At 68.0% G+C, this 19,264-nt stretch carries 20 protein-coding genes; 14 read left to right on the top strand and 6 right to left on the bottom strand.

Annotated features, from left to right (window positions below; translation table 11 throughout):
• Positions 1–149: 149 nt before the first annotated feature.
• On the bottom strand, positions 150–881 hold the full coding sequence (locus ACIHFD_RS53725; RefSeq protein WP_397373497.1) for a dienelactone hydrolase family protein: 732 nt from the start codon (positions 879–881) through the stop codon (positions 150–152).
• A 297-nt stretch (positions 882–1,178) separates the two neighbouring features.
• Here ACIHFD_RS53725 and ACIHFD_RS53720 point away from each other — a divergent pair, with 297 nt between their 5' ends.
• On the top strand, positions 1,179–2,600 hold the full coding sequence (locus ACIHFD_RS53720; protein ID WP_397373496.1) for an ankyrin repeat domain-containing protein: 1,422 nt from the start codon (positions 1,179–1,181) through the stop codon (positions 2,598–2,600).
• A gap of 88 nt (positions 2,601–2,688) precedes the next feature.
• Here the strand turns inward: ACIHFD_RS53720 and ACIHFD_RS53715 are convergent, their stop codons facing one another.
• Positions 2,689–3,531 carry an SDR family NAD(P)-dependent oxidoreductase gene (locus ACIHFD_RS53715; RefSeq protein ID WP_397373495.1) on the bottom strand — a complete coding sequence of 281 codons (843 nt, stop codon included), beginning with the start codon at positions 3,529–3,531 and terminating at the stop codon, positions 2,689–2,691.
• Positions 3,532–3,621: 90 nt separating this feature from the next.
• On the opposite strand from ACIHFD_RS53715, the gene ACIHFD_RS53710 reads away from it, so the two are divergent.
• Complete coding sequence (locus tag ACIHFD_RS53710) at positions 3,622–4,200, top strand: TetR/AcrR family transcriptional regulator (RefSeq protein WP_397373494.1); 579 nt, start codon at positions 3,622–3,624, stop codon at positions 4,198–4,200.
• 226 nt (positions 4,201–4,426) lie between these two features.
• On the opposite strand, the gene ACIHFD_RS53705 is transcribed toward ACIHFD_RS53710, so the two are convergent.
• On the bottom strand, positions 4,427–4,825 hold the full coding sequence (locus ACIHFD_RS53705; protein WP_397373493.1) for a VOC family protein: 399 nt from the start codon (positions 4,823–4,825) through the stop codon (positions 4,427–4,429).
• Between the two features lie 92 nt (positions 4,826–4,917).
• Here ACIHFD_RS53705 and ACIHFD_RS53700 point away from each other — a divergent pair, with 92 nt between their 5' ends.
• The gene (locus ACIHFD_RS53700) at positions 4,918–5,907 is read left to right on the top strand and encodes a helix-turn-helix transcriptional regulator (RefSeq protein WP_397373492.1); all 990 of its coding nucleotides are present in this window, start codon (positions 4,918–4,920) and stop codon (positions 5,905–5,907) included.
• Positions 5,908–6,236: 329 nt separating this feature from the next.
• Here the strand turns inward: ACIHFD_RS53700 and ACIHFD_RS53695 are convergent, their stop codons facing one another.
• Positions 6,237–7,247 (bottom strand): LacI family DNA-binding transcriptional regulator, encoded by a 1,011-nt coding sequence (locus ACIHFD_RS53695; protein ID WP_397373491.1) that lies wholly within the window; start codon positions 7,245–7,247, stop codon positions 6,237–6,239.
• Positions 7,248–7,469: 222 nt separating this feature from the next.
• On the opposite strand from ACIHFD_RS53695, the gene ACIHFD_RS53690 reads away from it, so the two are divergent.
• The 9 genes from ACIHFD_RS53690 (at position 7,470) to ACIHFD_RS53650 (ending at position 17,285) form a co-directional block, all read left to right on the top strand.
• Positions 7,470–8,756: an extracellular solute-binding protein gene (locus tag ACIHFD_RS53690; RefSeq protein WP_397373490.1), complete on the top strand. Its 1,287-nt coding sequence runs from the start codon at positions 7,470–7,472 to the stop codon at positions 8,754–8,756.
• Positions 8,753–9,712 carry a carbohydrate ABC transporter permease gene (locus ACIHFD_RS53685; protein WP_397373489.1) on the top strand — a complete coding sequence of 320 codons (960 nt, stop codon included), beginning with the start codon at positions 8,753–8,755 and terminating at the stop codon, positions 9,710–9,712. The genes ACIHFD_RS53690 and ACIHFD_RS53685 overlap by 4 nt, the downstream gene beginning before the upstream one ends.
• A complete protein-coding gene (locus ACIHFD_RS53680) occupies positions 9,709–10,551 on the top strand; it encodes a carbohydrate ABC transporter permease (protein WP_397373488.1) in 843 nt (280 codons plus the stop codon). The genes ACIHFD_RS53685 and ACIHFD_RS53680 overlap by 4 nt, the downstream gene beginning before the upstream one ends.
• A gap of 137 nt (positions 10,552–10,688) precedes the next feature.
• Positions 10,689–11,522, top strand: coding sequence for an iron uptake transporter permease EfeU (gene efeU, locus ACIHFD_RS53675; protein ID WP_350728642.1), 834 nt, complete (start codon positions 10,689–10,691; stop codon positions 11,520–11,522).
• Between the two features lie 11 nt (positions 11,523–11,533).
• Positions 11,534–12,679 carry an iron uptake system protein EfeO gene (gene efeO, locus ACIHFD_RS53670; RefSeq protein ID WP_397373487.1) on the top strand — a complete coding sequence of 382 codons (1,146 nt, stop codon included), beginning with the start codon at positions 11,534–11,536 and terminating at the stop codon, positions 12,677–12,679.
• Between the two features lie 15 nt (positions 12,680–12,694).
• Positions 12,695–13,948, top strand: coding sequence for an iron uptake transporter deferrochelatase/peroxidase subunit (gene efeB, locus ACIHFD_RS53665; RefSeq protein WP_397373486.1), 1,254 nt, complete (start codon positions 12,695–12,697; stop codon positions 13,946–13,948).
• A gap of 689 nt (positions 13,949–14,637) precedes the next feature.
• Complete coding sequence (locus ACIHFD_RS53660; RefSeq protein ID WP_397373485.1) at positions 14,638–15,870, top strand: ATP-binding protein; 1,233 nt, start codon at positions 14,638–14,640, stop codon at positions 15,868–15,870.
• A 306-nt stretch (positions 15,871–16,176) separates the two neighbouring features.
• The gene (locus ACIHFD_RS53655) at positions 16,177–16,671 is read left to right on the top strand and encodes a hypothetical protein (protein WP_397373484.1); all 495 of its coding nucleotides are present in this window, start codon (positions 16,177–16,179) and stop codon (positions 16,669–16,671) included.
• A 101-nt stretch (positions 16,672–16,772) separates the two neighbouring features.
• Positions 16,773–17,285: a hypothetical protein gene (locus tag ACIHFD_RS53650; protein ID WP_397373483.1), complete on the top strand. Its 513-nt coding sequence runs from the start codon at positions 16,773–16,775 to the stop codon at positions 17,283–17,285.
• An 8-nt stretch (positions 17,286–17,293) separates the two neighbouring features.
• On the opposite strand, the gene ACIHFD_RS53645 is transcribed toward ACIHFD_RS53650, so the two are convergent.
• The gene (locus ACIHFD_RS53645) at positions 17,294–17,428 is read right to left on the bottom strand and encodes a hypothetical protein (protein ID WP_397373482.1); all 135 of its coding nucleotides are present in this window, start codon (positions 17,426–17,428) and stop codon (positions 17,294–17,296) included.
• Positions 17,429–17,471: 43 nt separating this feature from the next.
• Between ACIHFD_RS53645 and ACIHFD_RS53640 the strand changes: the two genes are divergently transcribed.
• Both ACIHFD_RS53640 and ACIHFD_RS53635 read left to right on the top strand, forming a co-directional pair.
• Complete coding sequence (locus tag ACIHFD_RS53640) at positions 17,472–17,831, top strand: hypothetical protein (RefSeq protein ID WP_363962687.1); 360 nt, start codon at positions 17,472–17,474, stop codon at positions 17,829–17,831.
• Positions 17,828–18,097 carry a hypothetical protein gene (locus ACIHFD_RS53635; RefSeq protein WP_350728638.1) on the top strand — a complete coding sequence of 90 codons (270 nt, stop codon included), beginning with the start codon at positions 17,828–17,830 and terminating at the stop codon, positions 18,095–18,097. The genes ACIHFD_RS53640 and ACIHFD_RS53635 overlap by 4 nt, the downstream gene beginning before the upstream one ends.
• 164 nt (positions 18,098–18,261) lie before the next feature.
• On the opposite strand, the gene ACIHFD_RS53630 is transcribed toward ACIHFD_RS53635, so the two are convergent.
• A complete protein-coding gene (locus ACIHFD_RS53630) occupies positions 18,262–19,167 on the bottom strand; it encodes a hypothetical protein (protein WP_397373481.1) in 906 nt (301 codons plus the stop codon).
• Positions 19,168–19,264 lie beyond the last annotated feature (97 nt).

Genomic DNA, 19,264 nt, shown 5'->3' with positions numbered 1-19,264 from the left:
CGCCGGTCACGCGGCCTTGACGCGTGCCGCGCAGTCGAGAAGTGCGCGGTCCCGGGGGGGGGGGGGGGGGGGGGGGGGGCGCGCCCCCCCCCCCCCCCCGCCGCGCCCCCCCCCCCCCCCCCCCCCCCCCCCCCCCCCCCGCACGGGTGTCAGCCCAGATGCCGGGCGAAGAACCGCAGCGAGCTGTCCGTCTCGAACCGCGGCAGATCCCCGTGCTTGCCGGGATTGGCGTGCAGCGTCTTCTCGGCCGAAGCGAAGGCGTCGAACAACGCCAGGCCCTCGGCCCGCGGCACCCGCTCGTCGTCCCACTGGAGCAGGAACTGCACCGGCACGGTGACCCGCGCCGCGCTCTCGGCCAGCGTGGTCGCCCCGAGCAGGCCCAGCACCGCGGCGCCGACCCGGGGTTCCGCGGCGACGAACGGGACACCGAGCCCGCAACCCATCGACACACCCCAGTAACCCACCGGACCTGCGCCGACGTGGTCGAGCTGCTGGAGCGCGGTCAGGACCGCCTGCCATTCCGCGACCGCCTGACCGGCCAGGAGGCCGTGCATGGCGAGGACCTGCGCGGTCGCGTCCTCGCCGGCGGCCGCACGGGCCCGCATCTCGGTCGCGACCCGGCCGAACTCCTCGTTCTTCGGCCGCTCACCGTGGTTGGGCGCGTCGATCGCGGCGACCGCGAACCCGCCCTCGGCGACGAAGTCGTGCGCGCGGGCCAGGATGCCGGGCGCCTTCTTGTGCTGCCCGCCGCCGTGTCCCATCAGGATCAGGGGACGAGTGCTCGGGGCGGCTTCCGGCGTCCACAGCACGCCGGGGATCTCGCCGAGGGTGAAGAGCTGTTCGGTGACGCCGTCCGACGACGTCCGGGAGATGAAGCGCATGGCGTTTCAAGCCTTTCGGGAGGCCTTCTGCGGGCGCTCCCTAGACCATGCGTGGGAGGGAGCCCCGACCTGTCACAGCGTTGATCGGTCTCACCTCCTCGAATTCGCGGCGATGCACGGCGCCGCCGAAGCTATCACAACACGTGGAGGGAGTACGCTGTGGCTGGCGTTTCGGGACGCGACCGGTCCGCGGAAAGGGCTCAGCCCACCCGATCTTCATGGTGTTCAGTCATGGTGCCGTTCCTCCTTTTCGGCCCGAAGATGCGGACGTCGGGCATAACCGGAAGGGAGGTCTTCGTGGCGAACCGTCTGCCCGAAAACCCCAGCCTCGACCACCTGAAGAACGAGGCCAAGCAACTGCTGCGCGGCGTACGCGCGCGCGAGCTCCGCGCACTCGCGACGGTCGGCGGATGGTATCCGGGAGCGCCGTCAGAACTGCGGTTGGCCGACGCGCAACTGGTGGTCGCCCGCAAGTACGGCTTCACCAGCTGGCCGCAGCTGCGGGCACACCTGGCGATGCTGGGCAGGTTCGCGCGCCGGCCGCACGAGGTGGGCCCCTCGGCCGACCCCGCGACCGAGTTCCTGCGGCTGTCCGGCCTGGCCTACCACGGACCCGCGAGGGCCGAGGCGGCGGCGCGGCTGCTGGACCGGCGTCCCGAGACAGCCGGCGCGTCGGTGTGGACGATGGCGGCGCTCGGCGACGCCGCCGGGACGGCCCGCGCGGTCGCGTCCGACCCCGCGTCGGCCCGGGCCTCCGGCGGCCCCTTCGGCTGGGAGCCGCTGCTGTATCTGACCTGTTCACGGGTGGCGCAGGCCGACGCCGTGGGGACGGCGCGGGTCCTGCTGGAGGCGGGAGCCGATCCGAACGCCGGCTACCTCCCCGAGGGGCTCGGACCGCCGTTCACCGCTTTGACGGGCGCGCTGGGCGGCGGGGAGCTGGGGCAGCCGCCGCATCCGCGGGACCTGGAACTGGCCCGGGTGCTCCTGGAGGCCGGGGCGGACGCCAACGACGGCCGGGCTCTGTACAACCGCGGAGTCATGGGCGACGACACCGGCTACCTGGAGCTGCTGCTGGAGTTCGGGCTCGGCGGCGGGGACGGCGGGCCATGGGCGGCCAGGCTGGGACGCGTACAGGACTCCCCGGCCCGCATGCTGGCGAACACGGTGCTGACGGCCGCGTTGCGTGGCCAGGCAGACCGGATGCGGTGCCTGCTGGCACACGGCGCGCCCGCGGACGCCAAGAGCGACGGGCATCCGTTCTTCGGCGGGCACACGGCGCCGGAGCTCGCGCTGCTGGGCGGGCATACGGAGGTCGCGCGGCTCCTGTCCGACGCGGGGGCCTCCGGCACCCTGCGCGGGCTGGACGCCGCGGAGGCCGCGATCATGCGAGGGGATCGGGAGCAGGCCGGGCACCTGCTGAGCGCCGATCCCGGACTGGGCGGGCAACTCCTGACGCGGCGGCGGGATCTGCTCATCAGGGCCGCGGAGTACGGCCGGGTGCCTGGCGTACGGCTGGCCTGCGGGCTGGGGTTCGACGTGAACGCGCGCCTCCCGGCGACGGCGTTGCACAAGGCGGCGCGGGCAGGCGACCTGCCGATGGTGCGAGCGCTGGTGGAGTTGGGAGCCGACCCGTCAGTACGGGAGCACGACTACGACGCCACGCCGCTGGAGTGGGCACAGTTCGCCGGCCAGGCCGAGGTGGTGGACTTCTTGCGCTGATCACCACCATCTCGTCATCGAGCGCCCGATCCCCGCTCACCTCCAGCGAGCTCGCTCCTTGCGCTTACCGCGGGACCGCCGCGGTGCGTTACCGAGTTGCGGCGATCTGTCCGAGCAGGTCCGTCGTCACGCGGTCGAGGCGGGCCGCGGCGTCCGGGTCGAAATCCTTGCCGGTCAGCGGCAACGGCTTGCCGCGCATGTAAGCGGTGACAGCGGGTTCGGGCGCGGCGTCCAGCAGTGCGGCGATCGGCAGGATCGCCTTGCCGACCGGCATCGCGAAGAACCGGGCGAGCGCCTTGGTGACAGCACGCCTGGGCTGCGGCAGCGGGTCGGCCATGCTCGTGTTCACGAAGCCGGGGTTGTAGAGGACATAACGCGTACGGGCGGCCGGGTAGCGAGCGGGGAAGCCGGCTCCCAGCAGGTCGTTGCAGCGCGAGGACTGCATCGCCGCGCGCATCCCCGTGTAACCGTCGCGCCATTGGAGGTCGTCCCAGTTGACGCGGCCCGGCAGGCCGCCGGGCCCGGCGATGTTCATCACGACGGGCGCCTGCGCGCGTTCCAGGTGCTCCATCAGGCCGTGACCGATGACGAACCGGCTCAGGTAGGCGAGCGCGAAGGTGAACTCCAGCCCGTCCGCCGTCTCCTCGCGCTTGGGCCGGAACCGCTGAGCCGCGAACACCAGCCCGTCCACGGCCTCGGTGGTCGCCTTGACCTCCTCGACCACCTGCCGCATGCCCGCGACGGTGCTCAGGTCGGCCCGGAGAAACACGGCCCTGCCCTCGGCGCCGAGCCGGTGCGCCTCGGCGAGGAAGGCACGCCCCTTGTCCTTCCCGCTGGCCACGGCGATCACGCTGTCCCCGCGCCGCAGGAAATGCAGCCCCAGGCCCTTGCCCATGCCGTCCGTGCCGCCGGTGATCACGTATGTACGCATTCCCGAGCCCTCTCAAGTCATCGATCGGTGACAAGAATGCTAGGCCTGGTGGATGGTTAAGTCAACGTACGATGACTTAGGATGATTTGCATGGACCAGCCGAAACGCCGCGACAAAGCCGCCACCCGCGCCAAGCTGCTCGACGCCGCCCGCCTGCGCTTCGCCCGTCAGGGCTACGACGGCACCGGCGTACGTGAAATCGCGGCCGACGTGGGCGTCGATCCGGCTCTGGTCTTCCGCTACTTCGGCTCGAAGGAGCAACTCCACGAGGAGGCCGTACGCGTGGAGATCCCGGCCGGCCTCACGGACGATCCGGCGCGTCCGCTCACCCACATCACCGACACGCTGCTGCACGATGTCGTCTTCGCCGACTGGGAGCAGTTCGCCGGCGAGCACCCGCTCCTGGTGATGCTGCGCTCCGCGGGACGCCCGGCCATCCGCGAACAGTTGCGTACGCAGATCTGCGAGGGCTACCTGCCCGACTTCGCCGAGCGGATGGGCGGCGAGAACCCCGCCCTGCGGGCCGAAATGGTGGGCGCGCTGCTGCTCGGCATGGGCGTGATGCGCTCACTCCTCGGCAGCCCCGCCCTGAGCGACGCCTCCTTCGAGGAGACGCGCGCGCTGGTCGCCCGCCTGGTCACCGCCTTGAGCGATCAATCCCCTCGATAACCCCAGTTATGCGCCTTCTGTCGCGGAACGCCGACCCGGCGTGGGGCTGACCCGAGTCACCCGCTCAACATCGCCACGACCGTCCGGGAGACGCAGGCTACGCCGCTTCTGCACGAGTGGCGCGAGAAGACGGAGAAGGGCGAGGTCATCGGGAACCGCATGATCGACGGCTACCCCTCGGTTCTCGTGGGCAGGGTGGGGCGTTCGTGGCCGGCGGTGCGTGGCGTCAACCTGCGAACTTCTCGACAGCCGCCGGGGTGACGGGGGTGAAGAAGTTGACGAGGTTGCCGTCGGGGTCGCGGAACAACAGCGACCGGTTGCCCCAGGGCATCGTGGTGGGCTCGTTGACGAAGTCGGTCACGAAGCCGGTCAGGTTCTGGTGAACGCGATCCACGTCGTCGACGAGGAACTCGGTGATCACGCTGTGGTTGTCCGCCGGGCGGGCAGAGCCCGGGGCGAACAGCGGGACGGTGCGAGTGCCGGCGATCGCGAGGGTGGCCTTGGGGGTCTTGAGTTCGGCGAAGTCCTCGGTGGCCCATTTCGCACGCACCCCTGTGGCTCGTTCATAGAACTCGACGAGGCGCGCGACGTCGCTGGTGATGATCCGGATCGAGACGAAGTTCATGGGGAGCTCCTTGGCTGTGCTGGCGTTGTGCGCTTCGCAGACTAGGAGAAATAGTGGACAGAATCGGTCCTGTATTCGCATAGGCTGCGAACATGCCTCGACCCACCGGGCGCGTGCTGACACTCCTGGAGCTGCTGCAGTCGGGCGGCATCCGGACCGTGGCCGAACTCGCCGACCGGCTCGGCGTCGAAGGACGTACCGTGCGGCGGTATGTGGACCAGCTGATCGATCTCGACGTGCCCGTGGAGTCGGTACGCGGCCGCTACGGCGGGTACCGGCTCGCTCCCGGGTACCGCCTGCCGCCGCTCATGCTCAGCGACGACGAGGCACTGGCCGTGCTGCTCGGCCTGGTCGCCGGCCGCCGAGCAGGGTTGATGACGACGCAGCACACGGCGAGCGAGACGGCATCGGCCAAGATCCGGCGGGTGCTGCCCAAGCACATCGCCCGCCGGCTCGACACACTCCTGGAGTCTCTCGCCTTCACGGATCAGCCCGGCGAGTTCGCCGCCCCGGACGCCGGGGTCCTGCTCACCATCGCCGATGCGGTACGCCACCGCCGACCGGTCTCGATCCGATACACCGACCGCGACGGGCGGCTCAGCGAACGCACGCTGCACGCGTACGGGATCGTCGCCCATTCGGGCCGGTGGTACGTCACCGGCAACGACGCCGGGATCGGCGAGGACCGAACCTTCCGGCTCGATCGCATCGCGGACGCGAGGGCCCTGCCCGGCTCATTCGACGCGCCCGAAGGTCCGGGTCCGGCACAGCGCGTGTTGTCAGGGTTCGCCACGGCTGAGTACCAGCATGAGGTGACCTTGCGGATCCACGGGACAGTTGAGCAGATTCGCGCCCACCTTCCCGCCAGCGTCGCGAGCCTGGAGGAGCACGAGCCCGCGGCCGGCGAGGACCGGGCGAGCGAGCGCTGGCTGCGCGTCGAGCTACGGGTGGAGCGGCTCGACTGGTTGCCTCCGGCACTCGCCGCACTCAACCGGCCGTTCGTCATCGAGCGCCCCGACGAACTGCGCGACCGCGTCATCGCGCTCGCCGATCACCTCGCGTCCTACGCCCGCCAAGCCTGACGGCGAGGAACCAATGTCATGAGGTGGCACTCCTGGCCGTCGTCCAGCAGGGGCCGGTCGCCGGACACGACCAGGCCGAGGGCGAGGACCGGACGGTCAGCGCCGGCACCACCGTGGTACACGCGAACCGCCCCGGCTTTCCCGAAACCAGCTCCTGTCGCACACCGAGTTACCGGCTCCGGCCCGAGCTCGGGGGTATCTGCTGGTGTCTCGCCTGTTCAGGGATATCGGCAGGCCCACGGGGGCCTTTGGCGAGCGGGGCGGGGTCCAGCAGGCCCACCACCCGGATGGGCAACGGGTGGGCGAGCCTGGCCCACCTACCCGGATGCCTACTCGTGGCGGGCCGTGCTGTCTCTGACGATGAGTTCCGTTGCCAGTTCGACCCGCTTGGTCTCCGGGACCTCGCCGCGGCCCATGGCCAGGACCGTGCGGGTGGCGAGGGCGGCCATCTCCTGCAGCGGCTGGCGTACCGTGGTCAGGGGTGGCCAGGCCGACTTGGACAGGGGCAGGTCGTCGAAGCCCACCACGCTCAGGTCCTCGGGGACGCGAAGGCCGCGCTGGCGGGCCGCCTCGAACACGCCGAAGGCCATCAGGTCGCTCCCGGCGAAGATCGCCGTCGGGGGCGTGTCCAGGGAGAGCAGCGCGTGGCCCTCGTCGTGGCCCGATTCCACCAGGAACGTGCCGCGGCGGATCAGCTCGGGCTCGATCGGCACTCCGGCCGTCTCCAGGGCCGCGCGGTAGCCGTCCACGCGGGCCTGGCTGCACAGCATGTCCGTGGGGCCGCTGATCATGCCGATGCGCCGGTGGCCGAGTTCGAGCAGGTGGCGGGTGGCGGCCAGGCCGCCGTTCCAGTTGGTGGCCCCGACCGAGACGACGCCGGGGGCGGGCTCGCCCTCCGGGTCGACCACCGCGAACGGGAGCGAGCGCGCGCTGAGCTGGGCCTGGATGCCGGTGGACAGGCGCGAGGCGACGATGACCACGCCGTCGGTACGGCGGGCGGCCAGGCGTTCGAGCCAGTCTCGGCCCGGTCCGGCATGGGTGTGCAGGACGGAGATGACCACGCTGGCCCCGGCCTCGTGGGCCGCCCCCTCCGCACCCCGCACGATCTCCATGGCCCACGGCGACTCGATCTCGGCGAAGACCAGGTCGACCAGGCCGGCCGGGGTGTCGTCCTGGCTGATGCGCCGCTGGTAGCCGTGTTCCTGCAGGAGTCGTTCGACTCGATGGCGGGTCGCCGGAGCGACCTCTGGACGTCCGTTGATGACCTTGGACACCGTCGGAATGGAGACCCCGGCCTCTTCCGCGATCAGTGCGATCGTCACCCGCCGCTTCGCTGACACGTTCGGGAGTGTATCCGAAAGTTTCGGTTTGGGATCGCTCCCATTCGAGGTGTTGACGCTTTACGCAGCGTTTACCTACGATCCAGGAAGCGAAACTATCGGGGTGGTAACGAAACTTTCGCCCGGTGCGTCGCGCTGTGCCCCATGAGTCACGCTGAGTCCCGCGAATCACGTGCAGGGGTCCGTACGGCAGGCCGAGCCAGTCTGAGGGAAGGACCCCTGATGAAACGCAGTCTGGTGTTGATCGCGACCGCAGTGCTCATAACCGGCTGCGGCGGTGGGGGCGGTGGGGGGAGCAGCACGGCTCCTCAGCAGAGCGGCTCGGCCGCCAAGGTCACTCTTGAATGGTGGCACCTGTCGACCGCGGAGCCGCTCAAGTCCCTCTGGGCGCAGCGGGCCAAGGACTTCGAGGCCAAGCATCCCAACGTCACCATCAAGGCGACCGTTCTGGAGAACGACGCGTACAAGGCCAAGCTGACCACGATCACGCAGTCCGGCAAGGCTCCCGACCTGTTCGCCACGTGGGGCGGCGGCGTGCTCAAGCAGCAGATCGACGCCGGGCTGGTCAAGGACATCTCCTCCGACGTCGCCGACGTCCTGCCCAGCTTCACGCCGGCCGCGCTGAGCGCGTACCAGGTCGACGGCAAGACGTACGGGCTCCCGACCGACATCGGCCTGGTCGGCTTCTGGTACAACAAGAAACTCTTCGCCAAGGCCGGCGTCACGCAGCCGCCCGCTACGTGGTCGGCGTTCCTCGAGGACGTCAAGAAGCTCAAGGCGGCGGGCGTCACCCCGATCGCCCTGGCCGGCAAGGAGAAGTGGCCGGGCCACTACTACTGGGCCTACCTCGCGATGCGCATCGCCGGCCTCGACGCGCTCAAGCAGGCGGCCGTCGACCACGACTTCACCAAGCCCGACTTCGTGGCCGCCGGACAGCAGGTCAAGGCGCTGGCGGACCTGCAGCCGTTCCAGAAGGGCTTCCTCGGCGCGGGGTACGGCACCCCGGACGGCCAGGCGGCCACCGTGGCGAACGGCAAGGCCGCCATGGAGCTGATGGGCCAGTGGGCGCCCGCCGTGCAGAAGGACGCCGGCAAGGGCCTCGGCGACGACCTGGGCTTCTTCCCCTTCCCCGCGGTCGAGGGCGGCAAGGGCTCGATCTCCGACGCGTTCGGCGGTGGCGGCGGCCTGGCCGTGGGCGCGGACGCCCCCGCGGAGGCCGTGCAGTTCGTGAAGTTCATGACCGAGATGGACAACCACTCCAAGGCCGTGGCGGCCGGCGGCGTGCTGCCGGTGCTCAAGGGCGAGGAGAGCGCGGTCACCGACCCCAACCTCAAGCAGGTGGCGACCCAGCTGGCCGCGGCCGGCGGCTACCAGCTCTACCTCGACCAGGCCTACCCACCCGCCGTCGGCCAGCAGGTCAACGACAGCGTGGCCGAGCTCATCGCCGGTACGAAGACGCCGGAGGAAGTCGGCAAGGCCATCACCGAAGTGGCCAAGAGCGAAGGATGACGACCCTCCTCAAGGGGCCGGAGGCGGTCACGCTTCCGGCCCCCGCCCCTGCCGCCAGGCGGCGCGGCCGCTGGGTGACCATCGCCCTGTTCCTGCTGCCCGCCCTGGTCCTCTTCCTGCTGCTGGTCGTCGCACCCATCCTCGTGGCGTTCTACGCCAGCCTGTTCAGGTGGAACGGTTTCGGCGGCCTGCCGACCAACTTCATCGGGCTCGACAACTTCACCCGGCTCTTCGGCACCGAAATTTTCGGCCAGGACCTGTGGCACCTGCTGGTCCTCGTGCTGCTGTCGGTCTGCGTACAGCTCCCGTTCTCGCTGGCCATTGCGATGCTGCTGAACCAGCGCATCCGCGGGCGGGCGCTGTACCGGGTGGTGTTCTTCGCGCCGTACGTGCTCTCCGAGGTCATCACCGGCGTGCTGTTCTCGATGATCCTCTCGCCCGAGTCCGGCATGGCGAACCAGTTCCTGTCGGTGTTCGGGCTCGACTCGGAGTGGCTGGCCGACCCCGACACCGTGATGCCGTCGCTCTTCCTGGTCATGACGTGGAAATATTTCGGCTTCCACATGATGATCTATCTCGCCGGGCGGCAGGCCATCCCGAACGAGCTCATCGAGGCCGCCCAGATCGACGGGGCCACGAGCTGGAAGACGTTCCGGCACATCACGCTGCCGCTGCTCGGGCCGACGATCCGGATCAGCGTCTTCCTGGCCGTCATCTACACGATCCAGCTCTTCGACCTGGTGTGGATCCTCACCCAGGGCGGGCCGTCGCACTCGTCCGAGACGATGGCCGTCACGATGATGGACTGGGGCTTCAAGCGCTCCCAGGTCGGCTACGCCAGCGCGATCAGCGTCGTGATGTTCGCGCTCAGCCTCGTCTTCGCCCTCGTCTACCAGCGGTTCGTGATGCGCCGCGACCTTGAGGGCGCGACCACCTCGATGGGAGAGCGCCGATGATCCATCGGAAGAAGTCCTCGCCGCGGCGCAACACCCTGCCGCTGCATCTGATCGCGTGGATCGTCGGCCTGTTCATCATCATCCCGGTGGTGTACGCGCTGATCGGCGGCTTCAAGTCCACCAGCGAGCTGTCCACCAACCCGTTCGGCCTGCCCAGCACCTGGGCGACGGACAACTACACCGACGTGATCGGCTCCGGCTCGTTCTGGCTGCAGCTGTGGAACAGCACGTTCATCGCGGTCGTGACGACCGTGCTGACCGTCGGGGTGTCGGCGCTGGCGGGGTTCGTCTTCGCCAGGTTCGCCTTCCGCGGCAGGGAGCTGTTCTTCACGCTGTTCACGGCCGGGCTGATGTTCCCGTTCGCGGTGGCCATCCTGCCGATCTTCGTGCTGCTGCGCACGTTCGGGCTGCTGGGCAACCCGCTCGGCGTGATCCTCACGCAGGCGGCCTTCGGCCTGCCGCTGACGATCATCATTCTGCGCGGCTTCTTCCGCGGCATCCCGGGCGAGATCGAGGAGGCGGCCATCATCGACGGCTGCAGCCCGTTCGGCTTCTTCTGGCGGATCCTGCTGCCGATGGCCAGGCCCGCGATCGCCACCGTCTCGGTGCTGGCCATCGTGGGGAGCTGGAACAACTTCATGCTGCCGCTCGTGGTCTTCAGCGAGGAGTCGAGCTGGACGCTGCCGCTGGGCATCCAGCAGTTCCAGGGCCAGTACGCCTCCGACACCGCCCGCATCCTGGCCTATCTCGTCCTGGCCATGGTGCCCGCGCTCGGGTTCTACGCCGTCGCGGAACGTCACCTGGTCGGCGGTCTCACCGCGGGCGCGACGAAGGGGTGATCACCTTCCACCTGCGAACGTGACTCGCCGCACACTGTCGCTTCCAGCTCTTGCGCTAGGTATGCTTCGCTTGCCCTAATTTAGGTAAGCCTTTCCTCAGGGAATGCCAAGCAAAACCTCAGCAAACGGGAGTGACGGTGCTCGCCAGTTACCTCATCGGACTGCGCGAAGGTCTCGAGGCGGCACTCGTCGTCTCAGTCCTGGTCGCCTTCCTGGTCAAAAGTGACCGCAAGGACAAGCTCCCGCAAGTGTGGACGGGAGTCGGCGCGGCCGTCGCGCTGTCCGTGGGGTTCGGGGCACTGCTGACGTTCACCGCCGCCCATCTGGGACACACGGGGCAGGAGCTGTTCGACGCGATCACCTCGCTGCTCGCCGTCGTGTTCGTCACCTGGATGATCTTCTGGATGCGGCGGGCGGCCCGCGCGCTCTCCGGCGAGCTGCGGGGCAAGCTCTCCGACGCGCTGGAGCTCGGCTCGATCGCGGTGGTCGTGATGGCGTTCCTCGCCGTCGCCCGCGAGGGGCTGGAGACGGCGATCCTGTTCTTCGCCTCCGTGCAGGGCGCCGTCACCACGCCGGAGCCGCTCATCGGCATCAGCCTGGGGTTGCTCACCTCCGTACTCATCGGCTGGGGCCTCTACCGCAGCGCCGTGAAGATCAACCTCACCAAGTTCTTCACCTGGACGGGGCTGCTGCTGATCCTCGTGGCCGCGGGCATCTTCAAGTACGGCGTGCACGACCTGCAGGAGGCCAACATCCTGCCCGGCCTGAGCACGTACGCCTTCGACATCAGCAGCGTCATCCCCGCCGACTCCTGGTACGGCACCCTGCTGTCGGGCATGTTGAACATCACGCCCCAGCCCAGCGTCGCCGAGGTCATCGCCTGGGCCTGCTACCTCGTCCCCACCCTTTTCTTCTTCCTGCGCAACACGCGGGTGAAGTCCACGCCGTCGCCCGCTTCCTCCGCGGCCTGAACAGGAGCATCATGCGCACCCCCATCCGCCTGTCCTTCGGGGCGCTCGCCCTGGCGACGCTGGCCGCCTGCGGCTCGGGCAACACCCCCGCCGCCTCCCCCGCCTCCGGCTCCGCCCCCGCCAAGCCGGGCAAGATCACCGTGGCGGCGTCCGACACGGAGTGCAAGGTCGGCGCGTCCGAGGTCGCGGCGGGCACCACGACGTTCACGATCACGAACGGCGGCACCAAGGTGACCGAGTTCTACGTGTTCGCCCCCGGTGACCGGGTCATGGCCGAGGTCGAGAACATCGTTCCCGGGCTGACCAGAGAGCTCATCGCCGAACTGCCGGCGGGCGCGTACGAGACCGCGTGCAAGCCCGGCATGGTCGGCAAGGGCATCCGCAACGCGTTCAAGGTGACCGGCGAGCACAAGGCGCTCACCGAGGACGCCAAGCTCGCCGACGCGGTCGCCAGCTACAAGCGCTACATCAAGTCGCAGAGCGACACGCTGCTGGTCAAGACGCAGGAGTTCGTGGACGCGGTCAAGGGCGGGAAGATCGACCAGGCCAAGGAGCTGTTCCCGGTCGCCCGTACGTACTGGGAGCGCATCGAGCCGGTGGCCGAGATCTTCGGCGACCTCGACCCGGCCATCGACGCCCGCGAGGCGGACCTGGCCGACGGCGAGGAGTGGACCGGCTTCCACAGGATCGAGAAGGACCTGTGGATCAAGAAGGACATCAGCAAGGACGGCGCCATCGCGGACAAGCTGATCGCCGACGTCAAGACGATCGTGGACAAGTCGAACGCCGCCGAGCTGACCCCCCTGAACCTGGCCAACGGCGCCAAGGAACTGCTCGACGAGGTGGCCACCGGCAAGATCACCGGCGAGGAGGACATCTGGTCGCACACCGACCTGTGGGACTTCGACGCCAACCTCGAAGGCTCCAAGGCGGCCGTGCAGTCGCTCAGGCCGGTGCTGGAGGATCGGGCTCCCGACCTGGTCAAGACGCTGGACGAGAAGTTCACGGCGGCCGAGGCGGCGCTGAACGCGCATCAGAAGGGCGACGGCTGGCAGCTGCACAACGAGCTGTCCAAGGCCGAGCTGAAGACCTTGTCGGACGCGATCAACGCGCTGGCCGAGCCGATCAGCAAGATCGCGCCGGTCATCACCAAGTAGCGGGAGGTGACGGCAATGAGCCAGCGGGTGAGCCGCAGGGGGCTGTTCGGGCTGGGAGCCGCGGGCGCCGCCGTGGTCGGGGCCGGTGTCGTGGCCGCGAACACACTCTTCGAGGAGGCGCCGGTCGCGCACGCCTCCTCGACCTCCGACCCGTTCCCCTTCTATGGCGAGCACCAGTCGGGCATCGTCACTCCGGCGCAGGACCGGCTGCACTTCGTGGCGTTCGACGTCACCACGGACAAGCGCGCCGAGCTGGTCGAGCTGCTGCAGGAGTGGACGGCGGCGGCCGCGCGGCTCACGCAGGGCAAGGAGGCGGGGTCGTACGGTGCGGTGGGCGGCGCGCCGGAGGCCGCGCCCGACGACACGGGCGAGGCGCTGGGGCTGCCCGCGTCTGGGCTGACGCTGACGATCGGGTTCGGGGCGTCGCTGTTCGACGAGCGCTTCGGACTGAAGGACAAGCGGCCGGCCGCTCTCGCCGACTTGCCGAAATTTCCGGGAGAGCAGCTCATCCCGGAAATTTCCGGTGGGGACATCTGCGTGCAGGCGTGCGCCCACGACCCCCAGGTCGCCGTGCACGCCATCCGCAACCTGGCCAGGATCGGCTTCGGCAAGGTCTCCGTACGCTGGTCGCAGCTCGGCTTCGGCCGTACGTCGTCCACGTCCCGCTCCCAGACGACCCCGCGCAACCTGATGGGCTTCAAGGACGGCACCAACAACCTCAAGCTGGAGGACGCCGCCCTGCTCCGCGACCAGCTGTGGGCCGCCGCGCAGGACGGCAGCGACTGGATGGCGGGCGGCTCGTACATGGTGACCAGGAAGATCCGGATGGCGATCGAGACCTGGGACCGCACGTCGCTCGTGGAGCAGGAGCAGATCTTCGGCCGGGACAAGGGCGAGGGGGCTCCGCTGGGCAAGAAGGCCGAGTTCGACCCGGTGGACTTCGCGTCCAAGGGGGCCGACGGGCAGCCGAACATCAAGGACGACGCACACGTACGGCTCGCCCACCCGACCTCCAACGGCAACGCGCACCTGCTGCGCCGCGGCTACAACTTCGTGGACGGCTCCGACGGCCTCGGCCGCCTGGACGCGGGCCTGTTCTTCATCGCCTACCAGCGCGACCCGCGCAAGCAGTTCGTCCCGGTACAGATGAACCTGGCCAAGAACGACGCCCTCAACGAGTACATCAAACACGTCTCCAGCGGCCTGTTCGCCTGCCCACCCGGGGTCCGCGACGCCGGCGACTACTGGGGGCGCACCCTCTTCGGGTAAGCAGTAGGTTACGCGGCGCCACCCACCCGTTGCCCGGTCACCGGGTGGGCCTGCTGGACCCCGCCCTGAGCGGTCCTCGCTACCGCTCGGTCGCCTTCCTGGGGCGCGCCTGACGGCGCGCATGGTCTTCGCAAGGGGGCGCTTCGCGCACGGGGCTCAGGCGATGCTTCCAGTCGGGCCAAGCCCCGACCCCTGTAGGGCTTCGCTTCGCTCAGACGCCCTCGTCAAGGCGCAGGCTTCGCCTGCGTGTTCCGGTCGTCGAAGAGTGACAGCGTCGGCCAAAGGGGTCGTGAATGGGACATCCGGCTCGTGAACTCCTGGACCTGTTACACAGTGGACCCGCCCCTGGAGCCTCGGAGGGCCTCCAGGGGCGGGTCCACACATATGTGTGGCGCGGGATCCAGCGCAGGTACAGCTTGGCATGCCCTGCTCGCGGGTTCGCGAGCCCGTTTGACACTGATCCCCGCTGGCGGTGGGCGGGTGACCTGAACACTTCGCTGGGAGACTCTTCGGCAAAGCGCCCACACAGGCATCGGCAGAACGCCCACGCATCATGCGGCAGAACGCCCACGTAATGTTCGGCAGAACGCCCACATAGCTAGCGGCAAACTGCCCATACAACCGGTTGACCTCCGGTAATCTCCGTCAGTGTGACACAGCCAGCTCTGTTCTCTCGCCGCGCCCAAGCCATGACCCTGGAAGCACTGGCGGACACGCGGGTGGTCGTCGTCAATGGCGCTCGGCAAGTTGGAAAGAGCACGCTGGCGAGCTTGATCGCCAGCCAGGTGGACAACGCCCGCCAGCTCTACCTGGATGACCCTGCGATCCTGGCCGCAGCCGAAGAGGATCCCGTCGACTTCGTCCGGCACGACGCACTTCTGCTGATCGATGAGATCCAGCGTGCCCCGCAACTACTCCTGCCGATCAAGCACGAGGTTGATCGGGATCCGCGAGCAGGCCGTTATCTCCTCACCGGTTCCGCACGCCTACTGGACCTACGCGATCTGCCAGACGCCCTGCCGGGCAGGACGGAGACCATCGAGTTGTGGCCACTGTCCCAGGGGGAGATCGACAGCGCTCCGGACGGCTTCGTGGATTACGTCTTCACACATGGCGCCGACGTTTCCATGCATCCCTGCTCGCTGCGTAAGCCTGACTACGTGGACAGGGCGCTGCGCGGCGGCTACCCGGAGGCGGTCCGGCGGGACCCGGGACGCCGGCGCAACAGGTTCTTCGACTCCTACATAACTGATCTGATCACCAGAGACGTCCGTCAGATCTCCGACATCGAGCGTCCGGCAGAGATGCGCAGGCTTCTCAGCGTCATAGCGGCCCGGATGGGAGGACTGGCGGTGGTCCAGTCGATCGCCGGCGACGTGGGTCTCCCTCGGATGACGCTTTCCCGCTATTTGGACCTCCTGGAACTGGTCTTCGTGATCAAACGCATACCGGCCTGGTCGTCGAATCTCACTCGCCGCGCCATCTCCACGCCCAAGCTGCTCGTCACAGACAGCGGACTCGGCGGCCGGCTCATCGGCATGTCACCCGAACGCGCCAGAGACGTCACCGCCCCCGTTGGCCCACTGCTCGAGAATTTCGCGATCGGTGAGGTGGCACGTCAGCTCACCTGGGCCAACGAACCCGTCCAGCTGTTCCACTACCGAGACCGCGACAAAGTGGAGGTGGACATCGTCCTGGAGCACGCATCCGGCGAAGTGATCGGCATTGAGATCAAAGCCGCCGAAACCGTCCGAGGCGACGACTTCCGTGGACTGCGCCACCTGGCCGACAGGCTCGGAGCAAGATTTCGCGCTGGGTTCGTCCTCTATACCGGCGAACAGGTCCTGCCTTTCGGCGAGAGGCTGCGCGCGCTCCCCATGGCATCCTTGTGGACGCTCGGCAACACGACCGAGAAGGAATAGCCGGGTCAGCGCGCCGAAGCACGTATTTCCCTATGCGGGCGGGCGGATCTAGGGTCGAACCAGTGGCCCTGGATCGTAGATCTACAACACCCAGGATCGCGACCATACCGGGAAGGCGGCCAGGAAGATCACGTACGAAATGGGCGAACTGCTCGCGAATCACGGCTCACCCGCCGAGCACAGAATCCACCCGCGCACCACGATCTGCCTGAGCCGCTGGTGTGCGATCCCCGCCCCCTCCCCGTCCAAAGGCCCGACGCCACCGCTCCGTTAATGGTTGTACGTCCTGGGAACCAGCCTGGAACCATGACGGCCATGAAACGAGTCGTGATCCTGGGGCGTGGCGGTTCAGGAAAGTCGACCCTCGCAGCCCGTCTGGGCACAATCACCGGACTCCCCGTCATCGAGCTGGACAAGCACTTCTGGCGACCAGATCTTGAAGCGACCCCTCCCGACCAGTGGGCTGCCATCCAAGGTGAACTCGTCCGGGCCGAGACTTGGATCATGGACGGCGACCTCGGTCCCTACGACGTCTTGGACGTGCGACTCCAAGCGGCGGACACCGTCATCCTGCTGGACTTCTCGTTCTGGCGCTGCGCCTGGCGAGCGATCCGACGCTCTCGGGAACGCGCCGACTTCTGGTTGTGGGTATGGGCCTACCGACGCCGGAGCCGACCGCTTCTCCTCACGGCGGTCGCGACTCACGCAGGTGATGCGAAGCTGCATGTGATCCGGAATCCGTACGCGCTGAGACGCTTCATAGCCCAGGTCACGGACGATCAGGCCTCAGCCCGACCGTAACCACATCCATGCCAGCCGAACACCACTTCCCCACATTTCTGCCGCCGGAGGCGGGATACCGATGCGATCATTCACCTGAAGCATGCCCTTACCGTTGAGGCGTGCAAGAGGCGCTCACGTATCTAGATCAGACATTCATCAACTTTCGTGAGTTCCTCTTCGAGGATCACGCACGTCGCTGGGTCGGCATCAAGCGCTTCGGTGTGTCTCACTCGGATGTCGGCGATACCCACATACTGACGGAGCTGATCGGCCATGAGCAGTTCCGGGACGACTATGCCGGAGGGGGAGTCGAGGCCGATGGGCTTCGCCATGGCCCCTACTGGCTGCGGAACGTGAGCCCGGCCGCATACGTGCGCATGGACGAGATGAGCGCGAACGCCATGCTGCGCGACTGGGCGGCACAGTCCGGCCCTCTTCCTGTGGCTCTGTCCGCCCGGCTGGAGCACGAGGTTCATCCGCTGGTCGCAGGAGCCACGGAGAGATACCGGCTCTCAGATCTCGGTCATGAGGCCTTTCACGACTGGGGTGGGGTTCATATCGACTTTCACGAGCTGGTCTTCATCGACCGCCCCGCCAAGATCTTGTCGCTCCTGGTCGCCGCTGACGACTGAGCGCGGGTTCAGGAGGGCTGGTAGGTCGGCCGGTCAAGGACGTACCGCTGCTGGTGTGTAGTGGAGTTTCCGCGGGTGAGGCGGCGGGCCAGGCCGGCGGTGGTGGCCCAGCGGATGATGGCCTCGGATCGGCTGGGCCGCATGGTTCCTCGCTGAATATGACATCGATAGGGGAGGAGTTCGCCCGTGCTGCAGGAACTCTGCGAGCAATCGCGTTCACGTCGTACCCTGAAGACCATGAAAGGCGGTGTCATGAGTGCTCAGCCCGTTGGCAGTGGCCCGGTAGACCATCCGAGAGTGCCGAAGACGATCGGCGGCATCTCCAACGCGCTGCGCGGAAGCCGCCGCGCTCAGTTCTTCGCCGAGCTTCTGGAAGCTCAGCAGGGCCCTGAGCTAGACGGGGTCTTGACCGCTTGGTGGGGTCGCGCGATGCTCGACACCGATCCCGACCGGGATCGGGTACGCGCGGCGGCCGAAGCCGGAACCCTGCCGACCATGACCATGGATGAGGTCCTCCGTCGACGGCGGGAGAGCGGCACCCGGTGAGCGAGGACGACGATCTATGGCCTGTTGTGCCTTCAGAGATCGTGGCTGACACGCTTGCTGACCCGTCGGTCTCAGCGGAGGTTTTCTCGACGGTGGCGGCACTCACGGTCGCGATCTGTGAGGACCCATGGCTGGCTGGAAGCGAGCAAGTCGGTGCCGATCTCGATTGGAGGGAGATCTTGATACCTAAAGGGTATGGCATCGCGGAGTATCGGATCGACAGGAAGAACCAGCAAGTAATCCTAACCCGCATAGTTCTGTTCTGACAGAATCCGCCTGTTTAGTCAGCGCGCCAAAGCACGTATTTCCCTGTGCGGGGCAGGCGTCTAGGGTCGAAACGTTCGAGAATTCGCCATTGTCGAAGTGCGGAACGTTTCCGGCTTCGTCTACCGCGACATGATGGACATGCCACAGGACATACACCTTCACGCTACTCATCCCCGTCGAGGTCGAAGGCGACATCGGCGAGCCGGACCGTTCGCACCTCCGAGTCGTCCAGGAGTTTGCGCACGTCGGCGAGTTCCCAGCTGTCTACGACAAGCCCGTACACGAGGCCTTCCTTGGCCGCCCCGTCGAGCCACCCATAGTCCAGCATGAACGCGCTGAGGTCGTATCCCTCGTCGAGCTGCCCGACCCACCTGCGGAACTCCGCCAGCGCCGGCTCGGGCTCGGTCTCGCACTGATAGGTGAGTTCGCCCTGGATGAGGTCCTCGGTCATGTCGCGGTTCCAGACGACCGCGTTCAACGGGGGATCGTTGCTGGAGTCGTCGTAGTCGGACCAGGACGGCGCGTAGACGTAGGAGACGTCCCGTCCTCCGCAGATCTTGTGCCTGCGGTTGAAGGCGATGAGCCGCTCGCTGGTCATCGGCTTCGCGAACTGCACGACCGCGACCGCATCGAGCGTCTGGGGAAGCGCGTCGATGGTCTTCCGAACGTCTGCCGGGACGACTTCGGGGTCCGCCTCCAGGACGGAGATCGCGTAGGAGAAGCTGCCGGACGGCCCGTCGAGGGAGGGGGCCCGGACGGTGCCGAACCAGTTCGGGACGATCTCGTACTCTTTCCCCCCACCGCTGGGACCGGCCAGGCGTGGCTCGCCCTGCAGGGTGTAGGTGGTGTTCAGCAGCCATCCGGCGTCGTCGTGACCGTCCGACAGGCGTTTGTCCGGGTTCGCGACGCGGGCGGCGGTGCCGTACACCAAGGCCGTCCGATCGTCGTCGACGAACAACCACAGAAGCCGGTCGACCGCGCTCAAGGCCAGGTACAGCGCCATGGTGACGGCCAGGACCTTGATGAGGGACCGGGCCACGTACGCCCAGTCGGGCTCCCGCACGTTCATCGGCGCGCTCCTAGATCAAATCGGGTACGGCGCACCATAGCCGGTGGGACGGAAGTGTCGGCAGGTTCTGGTAGGACAGGACGCGTCAGGCCCCCCG

The sequence above is a fragment of the Nonomuraea sp. NPDC051941 genome (assembly GCF_044593615.1).
This window is presented reverse-complemented; position numbering and strand designations above follow the sequence as displayed.

Coding starts and splice junctions, on each gene's coding strand:
- ACIHFD_RS53725 (WP_397373497.1), bottom strand. CDS start 881: ATGCGCTTCATCTCCCGGACGTCGTCGGACGGCGTCACCGAACAGCTC.
- ACIHFD_RS53715 (WP_397373495.1), bottom strand. CDS start 3,531: ATGCGTACATACGTGATCACCGGCGGCACGGACGGCATGGGCAAGGGC.
- ACIHFD_RS53710 (WP_397373494.1), top strand. CDS start 3,622: ATGGACCAGCCGAAACGCCGCGACAAAGCCGCCACCCGCGCCAAGCTG.
- ACIHFD_RS53705 (WP_397373493.1), bottom strand. CDS start 4,825: ATGAACTTCGTCTCGATCCGGATCATCACCAGCGACGTCGCGCGCCTC.
- ACIHFD_RS53700 (WP_397373492.1), top strand. CDS start 4,918: ATGCCTCGACCCACCGGGCGCGTGCTGACACTCCTGGAGCTGCTGCAG.
- ACIHFD_RS53690 (WP_397373490.1), top strand. CDS start 7,470: ATGAAACGCAGTCTGGTGTTGATCGCGACCGCAGTGCTCATAACCGGC.
- ACIHFD_RS53685 (WP_397373489.1), top strand. CDS start 8,753: ATGACGACCCTCCTCAAGGGGCCGGAGGCGGTCACGCTTCCGGCCCCC.
- ACIHFD_RS53680 (WP_397373488.1), top strand. CDS start 9,709: ATGATCCATCGGAAGAAGTCCTCGCCGCGGCGCAACACCCTGCCGCTG.
- efeO (WP_397373487.1), top strand. CDS start 11,534: ATGCGCACCCCCATCCGCCTGTCCTTCGGGGCGCTCGCCCTGGCGACG.
- efeB (WP_397373486.1), top strand. CDS start 12,695: ATGAGCCAGCGGGTGAGCCGCAGGGGGCTGTTCGGGCTGGGAGCCGCG.
- ACIHFD_RS53660 (WP_397373485.1), top strand. CDS start 14,638: ATGACCCTGGAAGCACTGGCGGACACGCGGGTGGTCGTCGTCAATGGC.
- ACIHFD_RS53655 (WP_397373484.1), top strand. CDS start 16,177: ATGACGGCCATGAAACGAGTCGTGATCCTGGGGCGTGGCGGTTCAGGA.
- ACIHFD_RS53645 (WP_397373482.1), bottom strand. CDS start 17,428: ATGCGGCCCAGCCGATCCGAGGCCATCATCCGCTGGGCCACCACCGCC.
- ACIHFD_RS53630 (WP_397373481.1), bottom strand. CDS start 19,167: ATGAACGTGCGGGAGCCCGACTGGGCGTACGTGGCCCGGTCCCTCATC.